Source organism: Caballeronia sp. SBC1, from assembly GCF_011493005.1.
Lineage (GTDB): Bacteria > Pseudomonadota > Gammaproteobacteria > Burkholderiales > Burkholderiaceae > Caballeronia.
The window spans coordinates 723,594-744,591 of record NZ_CP049158.1; the positions used below are offsets into that span (position 1 = coordinate 723,594).

A 20,998-nucleotide genomic window follows, 5' to 3' on the forward strand; every position below is an offset into this window, starting at 1 on the left:
GATGGCACTGCAATCATTGGATATCAAACGTCTCTCCGCCACCACGCTGCCCGAACCGCAGGTTCGCGTACCGGTCACGGGGACAGTCGCCAAGCTGATCGATGTATCGAAGTGCATCGGCTGCAAGGCGTGTCAGACGGCTTGCATGGAATGGAATGACTTGCGCGATGAAGTGGGTCATACGACCGGCATCTACGACAACCCGCGCGACCTGACCGAACACTCGTGGACGGTCATGCGGTTCTCGGAATACGAGAACACCGAAGGCGATCTCGAGTGGCTGATCCGCAAGGACGGCTGCATGCATTGCGAAGACCCGGGTTGCCTGAAGGCATGTCCGTCGCCGGGCGCGATCGTGCAATATACGAACGGTATCGTGGATTTTCATGAGGAGAACTGCATTGGTTGCGGATACTGCGTGACGGGTTGCCCGTTCAACGTGCCGCGGATCTCGAAGCAGGACAACCGCGCGTATAAATGCACGCTCTGTTCGGACCGGGTTGCGGTTGGACAGGAGCCGGCTTGCGTGAAGACCTGCCCGACCGGGGCGATCATGTTCGGCACCAAGGAAGACATGAAGCAGCAGGCGGCCGACCGGATCGTGGATCTGAAGGAACGCGGCTTCGAGAATGCAGGGCTGTATGACCCGGCCGGCGTGGGGGGTACGCACGTGATGTACGTCCTTCATCACGCCGACAAACCCAATCTTTATCACGGCTTGCCGCAAGATCCCAAGATCAGCCCGATGGTTTATCTGTGGAAGGGACTGGCGAAACCGCTGGCGCTTGCCGGTATCGCGGTCGCAGCGCTGGCGGGTTTCTTCCACTACACGCGGGTTGGGCCGAACGAGGTGTCGGAGGCGGAGGAAGCCGAAGCGCAACATGAGGCCGAGGAAGCACGCCGTTCACGGGAGCCATCCGATGAAACACCATAATGATCCCGCCCTTCGCGACGTAAGGGGGAACGGGTTGATCGTGCGCTACACGCCGAACGAGCGCACGAACCACTGGATTACCGCCATCACGTTCATCCTCTTGGCGTTGTCCGGGCTGGCCATGTTTCATCCGGCCATGTCGTGGTTGTATGCGCTTCTAGGCGGGGGACAATGGACGCGTATCCTGCATCCGTTTATTGGCTGCGTGATGTTCCTCTCGTTCCTGATTCTTGCGCTGCGCTTTTGGCATCACAACTATCTGGACAAGAGCGATCTTCAGTGGATGCGTCAGATAGACGACGTGCTTAACAATCGTGAAGAAAAACTGCCTGCTATTGGTAAGTACAATGCGGGACAGAAGCTGCTGTTCTTCACGATGGTCATTTGTCTGCTGGCGTTGCTTGCAAGCGGCATTGTGATCTGGCGACGCTATTTCTCGATCTATTTTCCGATCGAGATCATTCGCCTCGCTGCGGTTGTTCATGCTGCCGCCGCGTTCGTCCTGATCGTTGGAATCGTGGTGCATATTTATGCTGCGTTGTGGGTCAAGGGGTCGATCGGCGCCATGACGCGTGGCACCGTGACGTACGGCTGGGCGAAAAAGCATCATCCGCGATGGTTCAATGAAACGATCGGGAAGTGAGTCCGACCTGAAGTCCGACTCAAAGTCCGACGTAATCGGGCCGCCCGCGTTCGTCGCTCAGGAAAAACGCGGGGGCTCTTCAGTTTCAAGAGGTCGAAAACCGTGGTCCAACGCATCCTGGAAGCGGGCGAAATAGAGTCGCTCGATCAGTCGGCCATTCCACGCATCCGCACGCCTGAGCGTGCGAGCGTGTTTCTCGCGCGCGCGGCGCGGCTGCGCCAGCTTGCCGAACGCAGCAATCCCATAGCGGGTTACTTGCGCCTGATGGCCGCGCTGGCGGACGCGCAGCAGGAGACTATGACGAGCTTCAAGGCGAGGCCGCCGAGCGCCGAGTTGATTGCGAGCGCGCAAAAGCATTCCATGCCCTTGATTCCCGCGCTCTCCGGTGTGCGCGATCCGGCCTGGCGAGATGTTCTGATCAGCTTGCTGGACAAACTGCAAGCCGCCGGTCCGCTTACGCCCGCGCTTGAGCAATTGATCAAGAAACTTGGATTACTCGACGCAGCCGCGCTTGACGCGCAAGCCGACGCGATCTTCGCGCAACGTTTCGCCGAAGTGGATCCGGCAAGCGCGCCGTTCATATCGGCCGCGCTACAAGTGGTCTGGACCGATCTGGCCGCCGACATCGACAAGCGCGATGTGCCGTATCTGGAATCCCTTGGCCTGTGCCCAGTCTGCGGTTCGCAGCCGGTCGCCAGCACCGTGCGGGTGGGCGGCGTGTATGACAATTACCGCTTCCTGCAATGCGGTTTGTGCGCGACCGAGTGGCATATGGTCCGCTCGAAATGCTCGAATTGCGATTCGACGAAAGGCATCGCGTATCACGCGCTTGGAAGTCCTGATGCTGATACGCAGACGAGGGAAGCCGAATCGAAGAATGCGCCGTTGAAGGCTGAATCGTGCGACGAATGCCATACGTATCGCAAGATCGGCTATCAGGACAAGGATTACGATTTCGAACCTTTCGCCGACGATCTGGCCAGCCTGACGCTGGACTTGTTGATGGGCGAGGAGGGGTATAGGCGTGCTTCGCCACATCCGTGGCTCTGGCCGGAACAAGTCGACGAAAAAACAGACCAACCCAACAAGTCCAGTTAAAAAGGATCGGCTTGTGAGCGATGTAACGAGCGTCGAATTACGGGCACTGATGGCGCGTGTGCCTTCGGTGGAGCAGGTGATGGCGTCGGCGGATTTCCTGGCGCTGACTGAAGCGTTTGGCCGGTCGCAGGTGCTGGCGGGGTTGCGCGGCGCTTTGGATGAGTGGCGCGTGGCGGCGCAGGCGGGTCAGGCGTTGGTTGCTTCACTCGAAGTGCCGCAACTCGCGCTGTCAGTCGGCAAAGGGCTGCGCAAGCGCGCCCAGGCGAAATTCCGCAGCGTGTTCAATCTGACCGGCACCGTGCTGCATACCAATCTCGGTCGCGCGTTGTTGCCTGACGAGGCCGTCAGCGCGGTGGTCAAGGCGCTCACGCAGCCCTCGAACCTTGAATTCGATCTCGACACGGGCAAGCGCGGCGATCGCGACGACCTGATCGACGAAATCATCTGCGAACTGACCGGCGCTGAAGCGGCGACCGTGGTCAACAACAACGCGGCGGCGGTATTGCTGACGTTGTCCGCGCTGGCGTCGAGGAAAGAAGTCATCGTGTCGCGTGGGGAACTGGTGGAGATCGGCGGTGCATTCCGCATTCCCGACATCATGAGCCGCGCCGGCGCGAAGCTGCGCGAAGTCGGCACTACGAATCGTACGCATCTGAGGGATTACGAGGAAGCCATTGGCCCGCGAACGGCGCTGATGATGAAAGTCCACACGAGCAACTATGCCATTAGCGGCTTCACCAAGGAGGTCAGCGTCGCGGAGTTGCTGCCGCTATCCACGGCACGCGGCGTGCCCGTGGCGGTCGATCTGGGCAGCGGTACGCTGGTCGATCTCACGCAATGGGGCTTGCCACGTGAGACTACCGTGCGTGAGACCGTTCTCGCAGGCGCCGATCTGGTCACGTTCAGCGGCGACAAGCTGCTTGGCGGCCCGCAAGCCGGCTTGATCGTGGGTCGGCGCGACCTGATTGCGAAGATCAAGAAACATCCGCTCAAGCGCGCGCTGCGCGTGGGCAAACTTACGCTCGCCGCGCTGGAGCCGGTCTTGTGTTTGTACCGCGCACCGGAAATGCTGGCGGAGCGCCTGACCACGTTGCGCTTGCTCACGCGTCCCGCCGACGCCATGCGTGCCGCAGGCGAACGTCTCCAACCTGTCTTGCAGCAAATGATCGGTGAGCGTTATGAGGTCGCCGTCGAGCCGATGTTCAGCCAGATCGGCAGCGGCGCGTTGCCGGTGGACGTGCTGCCGAGCTACGGCCTCGTGATCAGGACGATGGATGGCAAACGCGGCGGGCGGCAGTTGCTTGCGCTCGAAAAAATCCTGCGAGAAATGTCACGGCCGGTCATCGGGCGTATTGGCGACGATGCCCTGCATCTTGATCTGCGTTGCCTCGAGGCCGCGGATGAGGCGGAGCTGGTCGCGCAGTTAGCTTGTTCGAGCGGTTCGGGCGGTGCGGGATGATCGTAGGGACAGCGGGGCATATTGATCATGGCAAGACTACGCTGGTGCGCGCGCTGTCGGGGGTGGACACCGACCGGCTGAAAGAAGAGAAGGCGCGCGGCATTTCGATCGAACTGGGTTATGCGTATGTGCCGCTCGATAACGGCGATGTGCTCGGCCTGATCGACGTGCCGGGGCACGAGAAACTTGTCCACACAATGACGGCGGGTGCGAGCGGTATTGACTACGCGTTGCTCGTGATTGCCGCCGACGACGGCGTGATGCCGCAAACACGCGAGCATCTGGCAATCTTGCAGTTGCTCGGCGTGAAGCAGGGCGCCATTGCGGTGACGAAGATCGATCGTGTTGAAACGCAGCGCTTGCTCGAGGTGCATGAGGAGATACGGGCATTCCTGAGCGGCAGCATGCTGCAGGATGCTCCCGTGTTTGACATCAACGCGACGCTCGTTGACGACCCCGGCGTGGCCGCATTGAACGCGCACTTGCGAGCGGCGGCTTCAGCCTGGCGGCTACGTCGCGACGACGGGCTGTTCCGGCTGGCAATCGATCGTGTGTTCACATTGGCCGGACAAGGCACGATTGTGACGGGTACGGTGGTGTCGGGGCGCGTGAACGTGGGCGAGACCATGTTGCTTGCGCCCGAAGGCGAACCCGTGCGCGTGCGCAGCATCCATGCACAGAACCGCGCAGCTTCCACGGGGCGCGCGGGTGAACGCTGCGCACTGAATCTCGCGGGCATCGAGAAGGATGCAATAGATCGCGGCGACTGGATCGTCGACCCGCGTCTGACGCGGTCATCGGAGCGTATTGATGTAACGCTGAGCCTGTTGTCCGACGCCGCTATCACGTTGCAGCATTGGGCGCCGTTGCATGTGCATCTGGGAACGCAGCATCAGGTTGCGCACGTGGCATTGCTTGATGGCGAGTCGCTGACACCGAGGCATACCACGCGTGTACAACTTGTGTTCGAGCGGCCGATGTGTGCGGTGCCGGGGGACCGGTTTATCGTGAGAAACGCGCAGGCGAACCGGACCGTAGGGGGGGGCCATGTGCTCGATCCGTTTGGTCCTGCGCGCAAACGTCGAACACTTGAGCGGCTAGCGTGGCTCGATGCAATGCAGGTCATGCTAGACACAGGTACGCTCGATGCATTGCTCGATCAGGCGCCGCATGGTCTTTCGCGTTCGCTGCTGGAGCATCTGACCGGCATGCCGGCAGCGGCGCTGCAGCTTCCTGCCGGGACGCACGTGGTCGCTTTATCCGATGACGACGCCTTGCTGGTCGCAGACGTGGCATGGTGCGCGTTGTCGGCTCGCTTGGTGGCGACGCTTGAGCAATTCCATGAGCGCTCGCCCGATGAACAAGGACCAGATTCGTCGCGCTTACGGCGGATGGTTGCACCTTTGGCGGACGATGCGTTGTGGCGTGCGTTAGTCGACGACACCTCCGCGCGCGGCGATATTGTCAGAAGCGGGCCATGGCTGCATCTGCCAGGTCATACGGTCACGCTGGACAATGCGGAGCAGGCGCTTGCCAGCAAGTTGTTGCCGGTGGTGTTGGCTGGCCGCTTTAATCCGCCGTGGGTTCGCGATCTCGCAGCCGCGTACGGTTTACCCGAGGAGCGTGTGCGTCAGTTGATGCGCAAGCTCGCGCGTCAGGGCGAGGTGTTCCAGGTCGTACGCGATCTTTTTTATCATCGAGAGGCGATTCGCGAGTTGGCGGCATTAGCGGCGCTTGAAGCGAGCAAGAGTGATGGCAAACTTGCGGCCGCACCTTTCCGCGATATCACCGCGCTAGGCCGCAAACGCGCGATCCAGGTTTTGGAGTTCTTCGATCGGGTTGGCTATACTCGCTTTCACCGTGACATGCATGTCATGCGCACGGACAGCCGCTGGCTGGATCTGCTCTGACTGATCAACAGCGGCAAATGTTTTATCGCAGGAAGGCATCCGTATCCGGTGGTGCGGCTGGGCTTCAAACCCAGTAGAGGGCGTCAGCCGCTCTCTGGTAGGTTCGACTCCTGCTGCCTTCCGCCAGTCGAGGTTCCCGGACTCTTTTAAAGGGCGTGCGTCTCTACCTTCAGAAGATCAGGAGGTTCAACTGCTGGCGGCCCCAGCGGCTACGAGTCATGTTGCCTCGACGCTACCCCGTGTGACACGAGCGAAACATGAAAAGCAGTGGATCGCCGCTGACACTAGCGAGACTTATTTTCCCGCTCTCCGCGAAAGAGATTCCTTATTCGGCTCTTTGTCTCCACTGTTGACGAATATACACTCGGGCCAAAGTTGAACGAGAACAAAGCCGGAGACGTATCAAACCGCCAGCAGCCCTCTGTCTCGCGATTCCCTTGGTTTGACGAACCGCACTCAGCGGTCGGCAACCGCCCGGGATCCGAACTACGGCAAGAGCCAGTTCGGCGTAGTCACGGGGATCGCCCACCAGTTCTATAAGGAGCACACGGGTTCTGGATAAGTTCGTATTCCGAACCGGTCTTTGGCTCAACGAAACCGGCTCGCGATATGCTCGGGAATATTCTCTGGCGTCACGACAACAACCGAAGAAGACGGCGACACGGCTGACGCTGGCATGAGTTTGTGGAAATGAATGATGTGCTGGCACGCCGAGCGCATATCCTGACGCAGATCGTGATGGAGAATTGCCTGCACCTTACCCTCGCGCAGTAGTTGCACATTGTCTCGATCCAGGTCGTGCCCGATAAAGCAAACAGGCGATTGCTGCTGCGCTTCCAGCGCTCGCAGGATGGCGACATTTCCTCCGCCCATGGAGTAGACCGCGGCAATTTTGATGTCTTTGGCGAGGACATCGAGCACTCGCTTTTCAGTGGGTGTGTCAAGGCCGTGGCCGCCGCTGGCATCAATCAACGTAAGCTGTGGATAGCGGGTTCTCAAAGCGCGCCGAAAACTTATTTCGCGTTCCTCCTCGCCTCTGAACCGCTCATCGCTCATTGTTATGAGGATATTGCCCGGCTGCGCGCCTAGCCACTGCGCCACAAGATAAGCGGCAGTGGCGCCGGCGACCCGATTGTCCAGCCCCGAGTACGTGATGCGTCCGGACAATGGGATATCGGTGAAGATCGTGATGACCGGAATGCCGCGCCGCTGCAGGTCGCCGATTGCTTCGGTAATCTCGGGAACATCGCGGGCCTTCAGGAAGACCCCGTGGCTTCCGCGACGTCCAATCGACTGAAGCGCCTCGACCACCTCGGCCGTTGTCATCGTGTCCCGCATTTGGAAACGCGGACGAATGACTACCGGATGCATCACGGGCAGTTCTGTTTCGAGCGCGTCCTTGATCTCATCAGCAAAGCGTGCGGGAGCTTCCACGACCACATCGATCATGAACTTTCGCCCCACGGTCGCCAACTGCAGCTCCTGCTTTTCGAGTTCCTTGATGGCTTGCTCGACACGCTTGCGCGTGTGTTCACGAACGTGGGCGCGACCATTGAGTACACGGTCGACCGTTGCCACTCCAACCCCGGACTGGAGGGCTATCTCCTTGACAAGAAAACGATGTGCCATGCCCGGGCTTCCATCTTGATGTATTTTTGATGGTTTTATGATAACCCGGCACTAGTGTCGGGGGCTATGCTGTGATTCATAGTGGAGGCGCATATGAAACCGAGCCAGGGACGAGTCGAGGAGTGGGGGCAGCAGTGGTACAGCGAACGTGATTGCTCGCTGGACGAATTCGTGGACCAGCTCAAAGCTGGCGACGACCACCCGACGCTTTATGCGGCGGAAATCACGCACGAAATTCCCGTGTACGACTGTAGTCAGCTCGACGGTGTCATAGGCGACGCGTCCGGCCGCGCGCAGTTGCAGGCGGAGTGGGCACGCGTCCTTCAGCATGGCGCCGGGGTCCTGGTGCTGCAGCGGGCATACGCTGATACACGACCCGTTGATGACGCCACGACCGTCTTCGACTCGATCATCCGCGATGAGCGGGAGCGGGGCTCAGGCGGCGCGGACCACTTTGCAGCGGCGGGCTCAAATGATCGCATCTGGAATGCGCAGGAAAAGCTCTGCCTTCGTGCGCCTGACGTATTCGCGGAGTACTTCTCGAACCGGATGCTTTTGGCCGTGTCGGAAGCGTGGCTCGGCCCGTGTTACCAGATGACATCGCAGGTCAATGTGGTGCGCCCCGGCGGCGCTGCTCAAATGGCGCACCGCGACTACCACCTTGGTTTCCAGACGACTGGCGCGGCCGAACACTATCCGTCGCACGTGCACGGCATGTCCGCCTTTCTCACCCTGCAAGGAGCGGTTGCACACACCGACATGCCGGTCGAGAGCGGCCCAACAAAATTTCTGCCGTATTCACAGCGATATGCCGAGGGATACCTCGCATGGCGGCGGCCGGATTTCCGCGAATATTTCGAGGAGCACTTCGTCCAGCTGCCGCTTTCAAAGGGCGATGCCGTGTTCTTCAATCCCGCGTTGTTTCATGCAGCGGGCGCCAATCGCACCGCGGACATCCAGCGCATGGCGAATCTCCTGCAGGTCTCGTCGCCATTTGGCCGGGCAATGGAGGTGATCGACCGTAGAAGCATGTGCGAGGCGGTTTATCCGGCGTTGCGCGAGCGTCGCGCGTTGGGGCGAATGAGTAAGGCCGAAGCCGTCGCGGCAATTGCATCTTGCGCCGAGGGATACCCGTTCCCGACCAACCTCGACCGCAATCCGCCGGTCGGCGGCTTGGCGCCGGAAAGCCAGCGGGAACTCATGCAACGCGCACTTGACGAGGATTGGGAGCCCGCCAGATTCACACAAGCCTTGAACGATCACGCGTCGCGAAGTGGCACGGCGTAATTTCTCGCCTGATCCGCGGGTAAACGTTCGGCTTGATGTGTTTTTGATGTGTTTTTGTCATTCGGCGATAGATAGGTCGCCGTATCATTCCCGCTAACGACAAACAGGCGGCCGATCGGGTTTTGAAGATCGCGCGCCTGTGGGATCTGCCGCGCGACGCAACTTGGCGGAAAAAGTAGGGTGATACAAGATGGACCAATTCAAGGAACTACAGCTCTTCGTTGAGGTTGCCGAGACGGGCAGTATCAACCGGGCTGCGCAAGCCGTGGATCTTTCCATGTCCGCTGCAAGCCGCTACCTGATCTCGCTGGAGACGCGGCTTGCCGTGCAGCTCGTGCGCAGGACGACACGCAATCCAGGGAGCTGAGGACGATCCACTTCTCTCGATGTCGTCCTCTGTCAGTGCTTGAGTTGCTCATGCGCTCGTCGGGGTTTGCGCATCCATGACTATGTTTCGTCGCGCAGTTGTTACTATCCGTGACGCTGGACTGCATGGGACCGCGAAGGTCGATCGTATTAGATCGAATTGACTAACCACGCTAGCCGCGAACTGGGGCGCCGATCACAATTATTCTTGCGCCCCATGCGATTGACACGCTAGTTCGTTTTGCGCTTGCGCTTGTTCGCGGCTGGTTGTTGTTCTTACCTGCTGTTATTAGCCGCCGGCCGGAGACTTCACGCTCGGGGTGGCCAGCGTGTTGTTGCTTGGGGGAGCACTCGTGCCAGACGTCGAATTGCTGTTGCTACTCGGCAGGCCCGAGTTCGGCGCTTTGCCGGCCATGCCGCTGTCCGAGTTGGTGGTGCCTGGCGTGCCGTAGCCGCCCGTTGCACCGGGCATCTGGTTCATTTGGTTCGCAGGGCTAGCCGTGCTGCCCGACGAACTGCCGCTTGAGCCTCCGCCCGCCTGCGCATAAGCGCCGCCCGACAGCGTGAGTGCGGCGACGGCCGCGATTAATGTGCTGATTGCCTTATTCATGATCCGACCCTCCTTGATGGGACTGGAATAGAGAAGCAGACGGTCTCCGCCTGCTTGATCACGAATGAAGCAGTTGCCGTGCCGCGAGCGGTTATCGGCATCGAAACGATGCGTGTCGCCGCGAGCGGTTTTCGTCTGCGCTCAGCACCTCCGCGACGCCGTTCAGCGGCGACATGACTGCTCGATACCAAGGACAATGGAAAAACTTCTGATAGACCGATTTCCTCAAGCACTTCCGTTAGTACCGCGCAGCATCTGACAGGATCACGGCGACAAGCTTTTACCCGCGCAGCCGGGCGATCATGTCGTCAAGACAACGGGTTAGCCCAAATGTGCCGACATCGTAGTTAGATAGAACGATAACGACATGACCGCTATCCAGGTGCATTGTGAAACTAGCGCTGATTCCCGGAAAGCCGCCGTCGTGACCGATGGTTATGCCACGGGGAGTGTGCTCGACAATGAAGCCGTAGCCATATCCGGCACCTGAGTGGTCGGTCCAAAGTATTTTTCGCATATCGGCACTAAGCAGTTTGCCTGAGAGTAGCGCCTGGGAAAATCGATGCAGGTCACGCACCGTTGAGTAACCCCCGCCGGCCGGCCCGCCTTTCGCAACGTGCTCAAAAATATTCTCGCGCCAGACTTGAGTGTTTGCGACGGCCAACTGTTTCCCGCCGTATCCGGGTGCGAGCATATATCCCATTGCGAGATTATCGATTGGCACGTCGATATCGTAGCTGTCGGTGTTAGTCATGCCGCTCGGCTCATAGATCGCCGACCGAATGTGATCAAAATAGCTCAAACCCGTCACGCGTTCGATGACCACACCAGCTAGCAGCATTCCCGTGTTGCTATATTCGAAGCGTTCACCCGGCGTAAAGGCTGGCCGGTCGTCTCTAACCAACGGTTTGAAATCGTCGATCTCACGGTATAGGGCGCGAGACCCGTTGAAGAAGGCATCGTTGAAGTAACTGCCTAGCCCCGACGTATGCGATAGCAGGTGATGAACGGTAATGCCGCTTGTAACCGATGCGGGTAGCCAAGTCTCATCAACGTATCGGTCGATCGTGTCGGCGAAGCTTAGGCGCCCCTGCTCGACGAGTTGCGCGACGGTAACGGCAGTAAACATCTTGTTCGCGGATCCGAGATTGAATTTCGTTTCGGCGTTGTTTGGCGTTCTACACCGTTTGTTAGATTCCCCGCACGCGTATTCGAAAAGCACGTCATCGCCGCTTGAGACCAATACTGAGCCAGAAAACACGGCGGCTTCGGAGCCTCGTTCACAGAGCGTTCTGGCGAGTCGCACATACTCGCCCTTTGTTATTGCACCGTTATCTCCGGAGTCGGCAGGTCCGGCACCGATCGCGATGATCGGACCTAAGCCGTCTCTTTCGAAATGCACCCGAATCCGGTGCCACGCAGAATAAAGGCGGTCTTCGACTATGAGCACTAGATGCGACGTTTGACGGTTTGCAGGTTCGATCCCACGTAGCACGACTCCTTGCGTGCCGCGATAGAACGAAAGCATCCATTCCGCATAGTCTTCGATCCCCACAGCGGCGGATGGCGGAAGAGCTAAATTTGCGGCTAGAAAATCCATCGCCGCAGCGCGATTGTTTGCGTTGATGGCTGCTAACAGCGACGTGAGACGGGAGCCCGTGTCACCGCTCGGTAATGTGCTGAGGTCGTGCGAGATGTCATTCAAAGCAAGCACTCTGTCATGAAACTGCATTTTGACCCTCTCTCCGTATCCGTCGATTGAACGGTGTTGTCGCGATCAGTGGTTAAGGGTGTCAGAAACGTTTGACCTGCGAGAGTACGCCAACAGGGCTCTTGTCACCAAGCTGAAGCGTCAGCGTGTCGGATGCGTGCCATGGCCGCCGGAGCAGGCAAAAAATTCCGGACCGACAACGCCGGTACTGCCATGGTTGTTCGGCAGATAGTTTTTCGCTCGGGTTATACCCGGAAACATCATCCTGAGCCCTTCAGGACGTGCTAAAAAGAGTCGTTATCCCGGAAGCGCGAGTGAAAGTCCGGTCCGGAGACTGGAGAATCCCACGCGGCCTGTCGCACGGAATTCCGAGGTGAAAGAATGGAAAAAAAAGTGCTCGTCGCGGTAGCCGCCGCGCTGATGTCTTCTGTGGGCGCGCTGCATCCCGAATCCGCCCGCGCCGATGATGCTGCAGCCGCGGCCTACGAAGACTCGACCGTCGATGCCTCTCTCGATCCCGGCGAAGAACGCGTCTCCGCCGATGCCGACAATCAGGCGCGCCTGAAAGACCTGCGCTACGCGTATTTCATCGGCTATAACGCGCGCGCCAGGGAAGACTCGAAATCCTATGCGACCTTGGGTGACGAGGTGAAGCATCCACAGAAGCTGCTTGCCGCGCCGGCCATGTCCGTATCGCCGAAGCAGCTTGCCGCACCGCCGAAGCCGGTCGCCGAGCGGATTGCGCCGCCAAGGAGGGTCGTATCGCAAGCCGCGTCGCTGAGGCAAGTGTCCGCGCCAGTCGCACCGGCGAAGCCGGTACCCGCGCCGGTCATATCGCCGAAGCGGGTCGCTGCTGCCCGAGCCACGCCGTCCAGGCAGGTCGTCGCACAGGCCGAGCCCGTGCCGCTGAAGCGCGTTCCCGCGCAAGTCGCGCCCGTCCCGCAGAAGCATGTTTACGCGCAGCTCGAGTCTGTACCGCCGAGGCGGGTCGCGTCGCCGGTCGCGCCGTTGAGGCAGGCTTCGGTGGAGGTCACGCCACCCAAGCGGGCTGAAGCGCAACCTGTGCCCCTGAAGCAGGTTTCTACGCGGACTGCGCCGCCGAAGCTGTTTGCCACCGAGTCCGAGCCGCCGATACTGATCCCGACGCAAGCCGTGGCGGCATTGCCAGACGAAAAATCGGACAATGACGACGCGCAGATAACACAGCGCCGCGATTCGCGGAACGCTCAGCGGGCGGTGCCGCGGTATCGGCAGGCCGATGAGGGACCGCAATACGCAGCGGAGCAAGGAACTCAAGCGGCTCCGGCGACTCCAGCGGCGCAAAACCGGCAACCTCGGCAATATCAGAATCGGCAGCCCCAGCAATACGCTGCGGCGCCGGCCTATAACCAGGCGCCAACAGAGTCCGAGCAGCCAAGTGGGTACTCCGGGCGGGAATACGCGCCGCCGCCGCCTCGAACCGTTCAGGCTTACCAGTACGCGCCCGCGCAGTATCCGCCCGCGCAGTATCAACAGGCTTACGCGCAGTCCGCCTACGTCCCTCGGCCGCCGACTCAAGCCGCGGCGCGGCAGGTCGTCATAGTGGGCCGCCCGCCTGCCTATCCGGCCTATAACCAGATGTACACGCCGCCTGAACTGCGGCGGCCGTACCCCGCCGGTTACGGCAATCCGGCGCAGCCAGCCGGGTATCAGGGATGGGAGTAGGCGCACTCACTCGCATGCGCCGCCGGGCGCGCTGACTCACATATGCAGCAGGCCGCTTCAAGCGGCCTGTTTCCATGATGGAATTTCTTTGCTGCTAATACAGCGCCGCGGGCATTTGTCATGCTTTCGATTTTGCTGGCATGTGCTCTCTTCTCGAGTGAAGGTTCAGGTATCAAATCGCGGGAGGCTTGAGACTACCTTGAGCCTGCCGCTGACGTCTAATCGTCCGCCAAGCGCGATGTGCTCGCGACGGTTTGCCCCTCTCGAGTCTTCCGAGCCTCTCTATGCCGCCCGCGCGCCCCGTGATCCCGACCCTCGGTCCGCGCGTGACATGAATTAGCCCTGTTACGGTAGCAATCATGTTTCGCAGGATCCTGCCACAACCAAATACTTCGTACTCCTTTAATTTTTGAGCGAATTGGTTAGCGAGATGATTACGACAAAGCCATCGCTTGCGAATCCTTTACGCAGTTGGGCGGGCGGGCGTCAAGATTTTTCGGCCCGAATCAGCCAAATAAAAACCCCGCGCGGTGGCGGGGTTCCCATACGGCGATGTAAGAAGCGGTCAGCGGCGCGCGTCGTCCACTGCCTTGGAATATCGCGGGGCGCCTATGTTCGATATCTCTCTTTCGTCGACACACCAGGTGTTTGAGCGACGCACCTGGATTGGTGAGCGTCGCACAATCCGGCGCAGCAAGTGCCCGTCCAATGCCGGGCACTTGCTGCGCCGGCGGCTAGCGCCGGCACGTAAGACACTGGTCCTTCAATCGCTATGGTGCGGGCACGTTAATAACCGTGTTGACCATTGTGACCGCGGCAGTCAATGCGATGGCACGACCGTTGAGCGTGGTGATAACCGGCAGGGGAGCCGTCCCGGCCGTCGACAAAGTGATCGAAGCGTTGGACAACATCGTTCCGGTCATCGTGGAGCCCGTGCCGATAACCGCACCGGCTGGAACGTACCAGAATACGTTCTTGGCCTGAGCGCCATTCACCAGCAATACCTGGATCGGTACGGCTGGCGTGGCCGGTCCGGTCACCCCTACATTCAGCGTGCCTGTACCTGGTGACGTTTGAAAGACCCACACGGCATTGGCATCACCGCCGGCGTCCAGCGTCAGATTGGCTGTCGTGCGTGAGACGCCTCCGATGTCGAAGGTGCCAGTCGCAGATTTGTACACGCCTGGCGCAAGCGTACGCCCAGCGAGCTCATCTGCCCCCCCTCCAGCGCCACCGCAACTAGCACATTGCGCCAGGCTCGACACATCGATACCGCCGGGCAGCGCGCCAGGAGAGAGCGAATTGAACGCTGTGGTCGCGTCAAGACTTGCCTGCGTGACAGCGGCTCCCGCGACCGAACCCGGAGGTGCAGTCAGTGTGAAGACGAGCCCTGTCACCAGCCCATTCTTGGTTGGCGTTACCGTGTAGACGTTGCCGCCGGAGTCATGTAGTCCTGTGATCGACGATGAAGCGGCGTTCACTCCCAGATCGCCATTGATCACCGTATTGAGTCCGGCATTCGTGACCGTTGCATTACCTCCGAAAGAACCGAAAGGCGCCGCGCCTCCGAGTGCAGGCGCGGTGGTGCAGCTGGAAGAGTTCGTCGTGAATGTCATAGCCGAACTCGTTGCCAGGGCATTGCCTGCGAGGTCCTGCGCACCCGTCGTAATGGTGGCAATGTAGGTCGCATTGGCCGTCAGGGCGCTGGTTGGCGTGAAAGTCGCGACTTCGCTTGGAACGTCGTAGGTAACGATGCCTGCCAACGGCGTACCCGGCGCGATGGACGCGGCGACGGTGAGCGTGGCCGTATTAATGGTTGATGGGTTCATCGCCTCGCTAAAGGTAACGTTCACCGACTTGTTGGTGCAAATGCCGGTCGCGGCGTTGGCCGGGTTTGCCGACACGATCGATGGAGGAGTCGTGTCTATGGTGTTTCCCGTGGTGAACGACCATTGAAAGTTGCTAACCAACGCATTGCCGGAAAGATCTTTGGCCGCAGTCGTGATCGTGGCGTTGTACACGGTTCCCGCACTCAGGATCGCGGGTGTCGTCGGCGTGAAGATCGCGCTTTTCGCGCCCGCCGCATAGGAAACTGTACCCGCCACTGGAGTGCCACCGGACCCTGTCACCGTAAAGCTTGACGCTGTTATCGTCGACGGATCCATGTCTTCGCTGAAGGTGACCGCAATCCGCGAGTTCAGGGCGGTATTTGTCGCGCCCGCTGCGGGGACGCTGAGCGCTACTGTCGGAGGAGTGACATCCGGGGCAGCGGCCGTGGTGAAAGTCCACACAAAGTTATTGAGCAGCGCGTTACCCGATAAATCCGTCACGCCGGTCGTTATCGTTGCTGTGAGGGCGACACTTGCTGGCAGGGACGGATTGGTGGGAACGAAGACAGCAGCTTTCGAGCTGACGATGTAATTCACCGTGCCAGTGATTGGCGCGCCTCCCGGACCAGTCACGGTAAAGGTTGATGTCGAGATCGTTGTCGGGTTGATGTCTTTGCTGAAGGTGGCCGTGATCTTTGTCGTAGTTCCAACGCCCGTGGCGCCAGGTGCCGGCAGCGCGGTGCTGACGGCGGGCGCAGTCGTGTCCTGCGTCCCTGCTGGCCCGGAGGCAGGCTGACTGCCGGCGCCTGATGTCGTGGCCGGATCATTATGCGAAGACCCGCCGCATCCCGCCGCCAATGTAATAAGCAGCACGGCCATTAATCCTGTCAGCCGTTTCGCGAAAATCGGAAAATGGGTCATTTGCAACCCCGGTTCGGCGACGTCGCTGCGTCATATTTACTGGTCTGCATATTTTTCTCGCATAGGTGGCCGACGACATCGAATACTCGATGTCGTTTAATTATTTTTGCTTTCAATTAGCGCTGAGGATTTCGAGGGTCGGTGACCAAGACTCGAAATGATGCTAGAACAAGGGGACCGGCTGCGAAGCAGCGGTGAATGGATGGCTAAACTGGATATGGGAAAGTGCTAACGGCTCGGCCAAAATAAAATGGCAGGAAGATGACGAAAGCTTGCTTCCCACGAAAAGCCAGAGATTTGGTAAGGGATGGGAAGACACGTTATACACCTCTTTATAGTCAATATTCAGATTTATCTGACAGTTGTGGATTTGCGTCACTCTTGGAAACAACCGTTGTTTATCGAAGCCAGCCTTTAGGGGCGACGATGGCTTCATAGGCGATTGCGCTAGTCGGTGGAACTGCGGTTTGCAAACACCCGAGCGGCTTGTTTCCAGCAAACGCAACGCGCCCATCTAACTACTCGCCGATAACAGCTCGATGCGCTTGCGCTGCAGGAACCGGCGCACAGCCGGATCGCGTTCGAGTCCGATCGCGAGATCGTACGCGCCGAGTGCTTCGGTCCACGCGCCGGCACGCGCGAGCAGATCGGCACGCGCGGCCCAGTAGGGTTGGTAGTCGGCCAGCCGCGGATCGTCCGCATAGGGCTCGAGCGCGTCGAGCGCCGCTTGCGGGCCGTCCCGTTCCGCCTGCGCGAGCGCGCGGTTCACCGCGACCACCGGCGACGCTGCAATCGCGAGCAGTGCATCGTAGAGCTGCATAATCTCGTCCCAGTTTGGACGGTGCGTCCAGCAGCGGTGGATGTGCGCTGACTGCAGCGCGGCCTCGAGCTGAAAGCGTCCGATTGCATTGAAAGCGCTTGCGCGCCGCAGCAGTGCGTTGGCTGCGTCGATCATCGGTGCATCCCATGTCGCCGGATCCTGAGCCGACAGCGGCACGTAGTCGCCGGCCGCATCGCGTCGCGCATCGCGCCGCGCCTGCGCATACAGCATCAGGGCGAGCAGACCAACCGTCTCCGGCTCATCGGGCAGCAGCTCGACGAGCAGGTGTGCAAGAAACAGCGCCTCGCCCGCGAGATCGCGCCGCTCGGTATCGCCGCCGACCGGATCGGTCCATCCTTCCGCATACGCCGCATAGACCGCTTCCAGCACCGCGGCGAGCCGACCGGGTAACTCCTCGCGCTCGGGTACGCTGAATGGAATGCCCGCTTCGCGGATCTTGTTCTTCGCCCGCACGAGGCGCTTGCTCATCGCGGCGGGCGACATCAGGAACGCGGACGCAATCGTCTTTGCTTCGAGCCCCAGCACCACCTGCAGCATCAGCGGCGTGCGAATCGCAGCCTCCAGCGCAGGGTGCGTGCACGCGAACAGCAGCGCAAGCCGCCGGTCGGGCAACATGCCTGCTTCACGCTCGTCGATCTCGTCGGCGAGGATCGCGAGCTGGTTCGTCACTTCGTCACCGATACGGCGATGACGCGCGCCATCGAGCGCCCGGCGGCGCGCAACCGTCATCAGCCACGCTTCGGGATTCGCGGGGCAGCCGCGCTTCGGCCAGTCCGCGAGCGCGGCCGAAAACGCGTCGGCCAGCGCGTCCTCGGCTGCGGCGACGTCGCGCGTGCGCATCGCCAGCAGCGCGACGAGCTTGCCGTAACTCCGGCGAGCGACCGCCTCGGCAATCGCATGGGCGGCGCCGTCGGCGTCCCGGTCGTCGTCGCCGGACGGACTCATGCAACAGATGGCGCGTCGTAGGGGGCAGTCCAGACCGGGCGCACTTCCATGAGGCCGTGCGCCGCGCCGGGACAACGCGACGCCCACGCGATCGCCGCGTCCAGATTGGGCACGTCGATCAGGTAGTAGCCGGCGAGCTGCTCCTTCGAATCGGAATACGGTCCGTCAAGTACCTGCGGCTTGCCGTCGACGAGCCGCACCGTGGTGGCCGTGCTCGTGTTCTGCAGCCGGTTGGCGCCCACCAGCACCTCCGCTTTTTTCAGCGACTCGGTGTACGCCTGATAGGCGGCAACCCCCTGCTGCCGCTCGCTGTCGGTCATCTGGTTCCAGCCGTTTTCTTCCGAATAGATCATCAATAGGTATTGCATATGAGCCTCCGTCATGGGATTAAGGCGGCTGAATCACATCGGGCCGCCACTACAATGACGCTCAGGTCCCATGCTGACGGACAGGCAGCGTCGAAAAAAAATCGCGAACGGCGCATCCGCCTTAGTTGTTCGCCTCCGTCGGGGACGCTGCGCATGGCCACTTCGGGCGAGCCCGCCATCCCCTCTGCGCGGTTATCCATTTCACCGCTCTATTGCAGACTGCACCAAAGCCCGGTTGCCGCAGGTATCGCGACTGTCTCGGCGAGGATATCTGACTTTCAAGAGTCAAAGTCGTGACACCCACAAGGGTTTGAGAAGACGTACTCGACTTCTCCAGCGATCGCTTTGCCGATGACTTGCCGACAGCCGAAACGATGAAGGCGGTTCATCGGTCTTATGGAAGGCCTCGCATAAGGCGGGGAGCGTGCCCGCGGATAATCTCTTATTTTTTGACCGCTAGTTCGACGAACCGGTCACATTTTTGTCACGCGTTGCGCCTACGTTGAGTTTAGGTTTCCCGACAATTTGCCCACAGCGGAGCTCGTATGAAATACATCCATTTATTAGCGGTTGGGGTGGCCGGAACGCTCATGTCTTTCGCCGTTCAATCAGCCGATATCACCGGAGCGGGAAGTACGTTCGCGGCGCCGATCTACACCAAATGGGCGGCGGCCTACCAAAAGTCGGGCGGCGCAAAGGTGAACTATCAAGGTATCGGCTCGTCGGGTGGCATTAAGCAAATTATTGCTAATACAGTCGACTTCGCGGGCTCGGACGCACCGATGAAAGACGACGAACTGGCTAAGGCTGGGTTGTTCCAGTTTCCAACCGTTGTCGGCGGCGTCATTCCGGTCGTCAACCTCCCCGGTATCAAGCCCGGAGATTTGACGCTCTCCGGCGAAGTGCTTGGCAACATCTACCTTGGCAAGGTCAAGACGTGGAACGACCCGGCAATCGTTGGATTGAATCCTAGCCTGAAACTACCGAACACGGACATCGCGGTGGTACGTCGTGCTGATGGATCCGGCACGAGCTTCATCTGGACGCACTATTTGTCCCAGGTTAATCCGGAGTGGAAGAGTAAGGTCGGAGAAGGCGCGACCGTGAGCTGGCCTCTCGGTATTGGTGGAAAGGGTAACGATGGCGTCGCAGCTTTTGTTCAGCGCGTGCCGGGCGCGATAGGTTATGTCGAGTGGGCGTATGCGAAGCAAAACAACATGACGTACACGGCGATGAAGAACGCAGCGGGTGCCGTCGTCAAACCTTCAACCGAAACTTTTAAAGCTGCAGCGGCCGGCGCTGAATGGTCAAAATCGTTTTATCAAATTCTCACGAACGAACCTGGAAAAGATGCGTGGCCAATAGTCGGGGCTACCTTCGTGCTGCTCCATACCGTCCAGGCGAAACCTGCCCAGGGTACCGAGACCCTTAAGTTCTTCGATTGGGCGTTCAAAAATGGCGACCAGTCTGCCCAGCAGCTTGACTACATCTCCCTGCCGGAATCGGTTGAAAGCGAAATCCGCGCGCAATGGCGTGTGAAAGTAAAAGACGCCGCAGGAAAGCCAGTCGTTCAGTAGGAAAATCTTGATTCGGTGTGAGCCTGGTTTTTCTCGACGCGCGCAGACTTCTCGACAACGACCAACGGCTGAATGACCGCGTTTCTTGAGCTCGTTTCGTGAGCGCATTTTCACGTAAGCACGCACCGCAGAAAAGAGGCATTGTTTCGTTGCTGCGTAACTCATTCTTTTTTCACGCGCCCGCGCTCTACCGGAGGACGAGACCCCGAGCGCCGGTTCGTTGCAGGACAAAGTCGTCAAGCACCAACGCGAGGTCGCGCTCGTTGGGCCGCGTTCCCCACGTGCTGTATCCAGCGACCGACGCTATTGCAAACCACGAGTGAGGCGGAAACCACTCCGCGATAACGACGCCTGCGTCGAGTATTCGCAGGCGCCCCGTGTCCCGATGAAATTCGGCCGACATCGACATTCCGTCAATGTGCTTGCTTGCGCGGATTGGCTTGTTCAGCATCATGCCCTCCCTGTGAAAGCTTGTTTTTCCGATGTCGGCCGTTCTGCCATGTGTGGAAGTTTTCGACGCGCGCAACGCTTCAGTCACGGTTGAGAAGCGTCGCGTCAAAGACGCACCGTTGAGCGCGTCCGTCGAAGGTCTTCCCCTATTGCCCGAAAAATATGTTGCAGTTGGGGCCAGTGCTGCATTGGGCTTGGCGAGTTCCGCTGGCTGACATGCTTCGTCCCGAAGGCACACCGCCATACGTAGCATCGTCGCTCGTCGTCGTAGTCGCCGTTGGCGCCGGCATCAGCGCGGGGGCCTCCGCTTTCTGCTGCGGCATTTGCTGACTGCTTTCGGGAGTGTCTTGTGCGTAAGCCGTTCCTATTGCAGCAAACAGGCTTGCGATGCCGGCTGCGAATAGCAATTTTGAGTTCATCTCAAACTCCTTGATGGGTGCGCAAGACACCGAGTGACAATGTCTACGGTTACTTGCAAGGTTGGAAATATCGCGCTTCCAATGACTGGCCGTGACGGTATCGAGACTCGCAGCTCGAGAACGAAATCCTGGCGCCAAGGTAGAGCGAATGAATGTCGGTTCGTAGCGCGCAGATTGGCGATAGGTACCGAGCTTTTTGAAGGCGTTCAACTAACCGCATGGCGGAAACCCTGCGGCAGCAAAGCGATGCGGGCGTGCCGCACCAAATTTTGCTGTGGGGACTGGTAGGTCCGAATG

Annotated in this window: 16 protein-coding genes and 1 tRNA gene; 10 read left to right on the top strand and 7 right to left on the bottom strand. The window is 59.8% G+C overall.

Going from position 1 to position 20,998, the window contains the following annotated elements; all coding sequences use genetic code 11:
- Nucleotide 1 precedes the first annotated feature (1 nt).
- The 6 genes from fdxH to SBC1_RS30195 all read left to right on the top strand — a co-directional run bounded on the left by fdxH (nt 2) and on the right by SBC1_RS30195 (nt 6,170).
- A complete protein-coding gene (gene fdxH / locus SBC1_RS30170; protein ID WP_165103644.1) occupies nt 2-934 on the top strand; it encodes a formate dehydrogenase subunit beta in 933 nt (310 codons plus the stop codon).
- Entirely contained in the window at nt 921-1,577 is a 657-nt protein-coding gene (locus tag SBC1_RS30175; protein ID WP_165103647.1) for a formate dehydrogenase subunit gamma, read from the top strand. Before fdxH ends, SBC1_RS30175 begins: the two co-directional genes overlap by 14 nt.
- Nucleotides 1,578-1,679: 102 nt before the next feature.
- Entirely contained in the window at nt 1,680-2,675 is a 996-nt protein-coding gene (gene fdhE, locus SBC1_RS30180; RefSeq protein WP_165103651.1) for a formate dehydrogenase accessory protein FdhE, read from the top strand.
- A gap of 13 nt (nt 2,676-2,688) precedes the next feature.
- Nucleotides 2,689-4,134, top strand: coding sequence for an L-seryl-tRNA(Sec) selenium transferase (gene selA, locus SBC1_RS30185; protein ID WP_165103654.1), 1,446 nt, complete (start codon nt 2,689-2,691; stop codon nt 4,132-4,134).
- Nucleotides 4,131-6,044 (top strand): selenocysteine-specific translation elongation factor, encoded by a 1,914-nt coding sequence (selB, locus tag SBC1_RS30190; protein ID WP_165103657.1) that lies wholly within the window; start codon nt 4,131-4,133, stop codon nt 6,042-6,044. Before selA ends, selB begins: the two co-directional genes overlap by 4 nt.
- Before the next feature lie 30 nt (nt 6,045-6,074).
- Nucleotides 6,075-6,170 (top strand) — tRNA-Sec (locus tag SBC1_RS30195).
- Between the two features lie 462 nt (nt 6,171-6,632).
- Here the strand turns inward: SBC1_RS30195 and SBC1_RS30200 are convergent.
- On the bottom strand, nt 6,633-7,673 hold the full coding sequence (locus SBC1_RS30200; RefSeq protein ID WP_165103660.1) for a LacI family DNA-binding transcriptional regulator: 1,041 nt from the start codon (nt 7,671-7,673) through the stop codon (nt 6,633-6,635).
- 93 nt (nt 7,674-7,766) lie between these two features.
- Here SBC1_RS30200 and SBC1_RS30205 point away from each other — a divergent pair, with 93 nt between their 5' ends.
- Together SBC1_RS30205 and SBC1_RS30210 are read left to right on the top strand one after the other, a co-directional pair.
- Nucleotides 7,767-8,960 (top strand): phytanoyl-CoA dioxygenase family protein, encoded by a 1,194-nt coding sequence (locus SBC1_RS30205; RefSeq protein WP_165103663.1) that lies wholly within the window; start codon nt 7,767-7,769, stop codon nt 8,958-8,960.
- A 190-nt stretch (nt 8,961-9,150) separates the two neighbouring features.
- Nucleotides 9,151-9,327: a LysR family transcriptional regulator gene (locus SBC1_RS30210; RefSeq protein ID WP_241202370.1), complete on the top strand. Its 177-nt coding sequence runs from the start codon at nt 9,151-9,153 to the stop codon at nt 9,325-9,327.
- Nucleotides 9,328-9,615: 288 nt separating this feature from the next.
- Here the strand turns inward: SBC1_RS30210 and SBC1_RS30215 are convergent, their stop codons facing one another.
- The gene (locus SBC1_RS30215; RefSeq protein ID WP_165103667.1) at nt 9,616-9,936 is read right to left on the bottom strand and encodes a hypothetical protein; all 321 of its coding nucleotides are present in this window, start codon (nt 9,934-9,936) and stop codon (nt 9,616-9,618) included.
- 280 nt (nt 9,937-10,216) lie between these two features.
- A complete protein-coding gene (locus tag SBC1_RS30220; RefSeq protein ID WP_165103670.1) occupies nt 10,217-11,668 on the bottom strand; it encodes a serine hydrolase in 1,452 nt (483 codons plus the stop codon).
- Nucleotides 11,669-12,028: 360 nt separating this feature from the next.
- Here SBC1_RS30220 and SBC1_RS30225 point away from each other — a divergent pair, with 360 nt between their 5' ends.
- The gene (locus SBC1_RS30225) at nt 12,029-13,351 is read left to right on the top strand and encodes a hypothetical protein (RefSeq protein ID WP_165103673.1); all 1,323 of its coding nucleotides are present in this window, start codon (nt 12,029-12,031) and stop codon (nt 13,349-13,351) included.
- Between the two features lie 770 nt (nt 13,352-14,121).
- Here SBC1_RS30225 and SBC1_RS30230 read toward each other — a convergent pair.
- From SBC1_RS30230 to SBC1_RS30240, 3 genes are all read right to left on the bottom strand, one after another.
- Nucleotides 14,122-16,101: an Ig-like domain-containing protein gene (locus tag SBC1_RS30230; protein ID WP_165103676.1), complete on the bottom strand. Its 1,980-nt coding sequence runs from the start codon at nt 16,099-16,101 to the stop codon at nt 14,122-14,124.
- A gap of 514 nt (nt 16,102-16,615) precedes the next feature.
- The gene (locus SBC1_RS30235; RefSeq protein ID WP_165103679.1) at nt 16,616-17,887 is read right to left on the bottom strand and encodes an RNA polymerase sigma factor; all 1,272 of its coding nucleotides are present in this window, start codon (nt 17,885-17,887) and stop codon (nt 16,616-16,618) included.
- On the bottom strand, nt 17,884-18,255 hold the full coding sequence (locus SBC1_RS30240) for a YciI family protein (RefSeq protein ID WP_165103682.1): 372 nt from the start codon (nt 18,253-18,255) through the stop codon (nt 17,884-17,886). The genes SBC1_RS30235 and SBC1_RS30240 overlap by 4 nt, the downstream gene beginning before the upstream one ends.
- A gap of 545 nt (nt 18,256-18,800) precedes the next feature.
- On the opposite strand from SBC1_RS30240, the gene pstS reads away from it, so the two are divergent.
- Nucleotides 18,801-19,832: a phosphate ABC transporter substrate-binding protein PstS gene (gene pstS / locus SBC1_RS30245; protein ID WP_165103685.1), complete on the top strand. Its 1,032-nt coding sequence runs from the start codon at nt 18,801-18,803 to the stop codon at nt 19,830-19,832.
- A gap of 187 nt (nt 19,833-20,019) precedes the next feature.
- On the opposite strand, the gene SBC1_RS30250 is transcribed toward pstS, so the two are convergent.
- Complete coding sequence (locus SBC1_RS30250; RefSeq protein WP_241202371.1) at nt 20,020-20,286, bottom strand: hypothetical protein; 267 nt, start codon at nt 20,284-20,286, stop codon at nt 20,020-20,022.
- Nucleotides 20,287-20,998 lie beyond the last annotated feature (712 nt).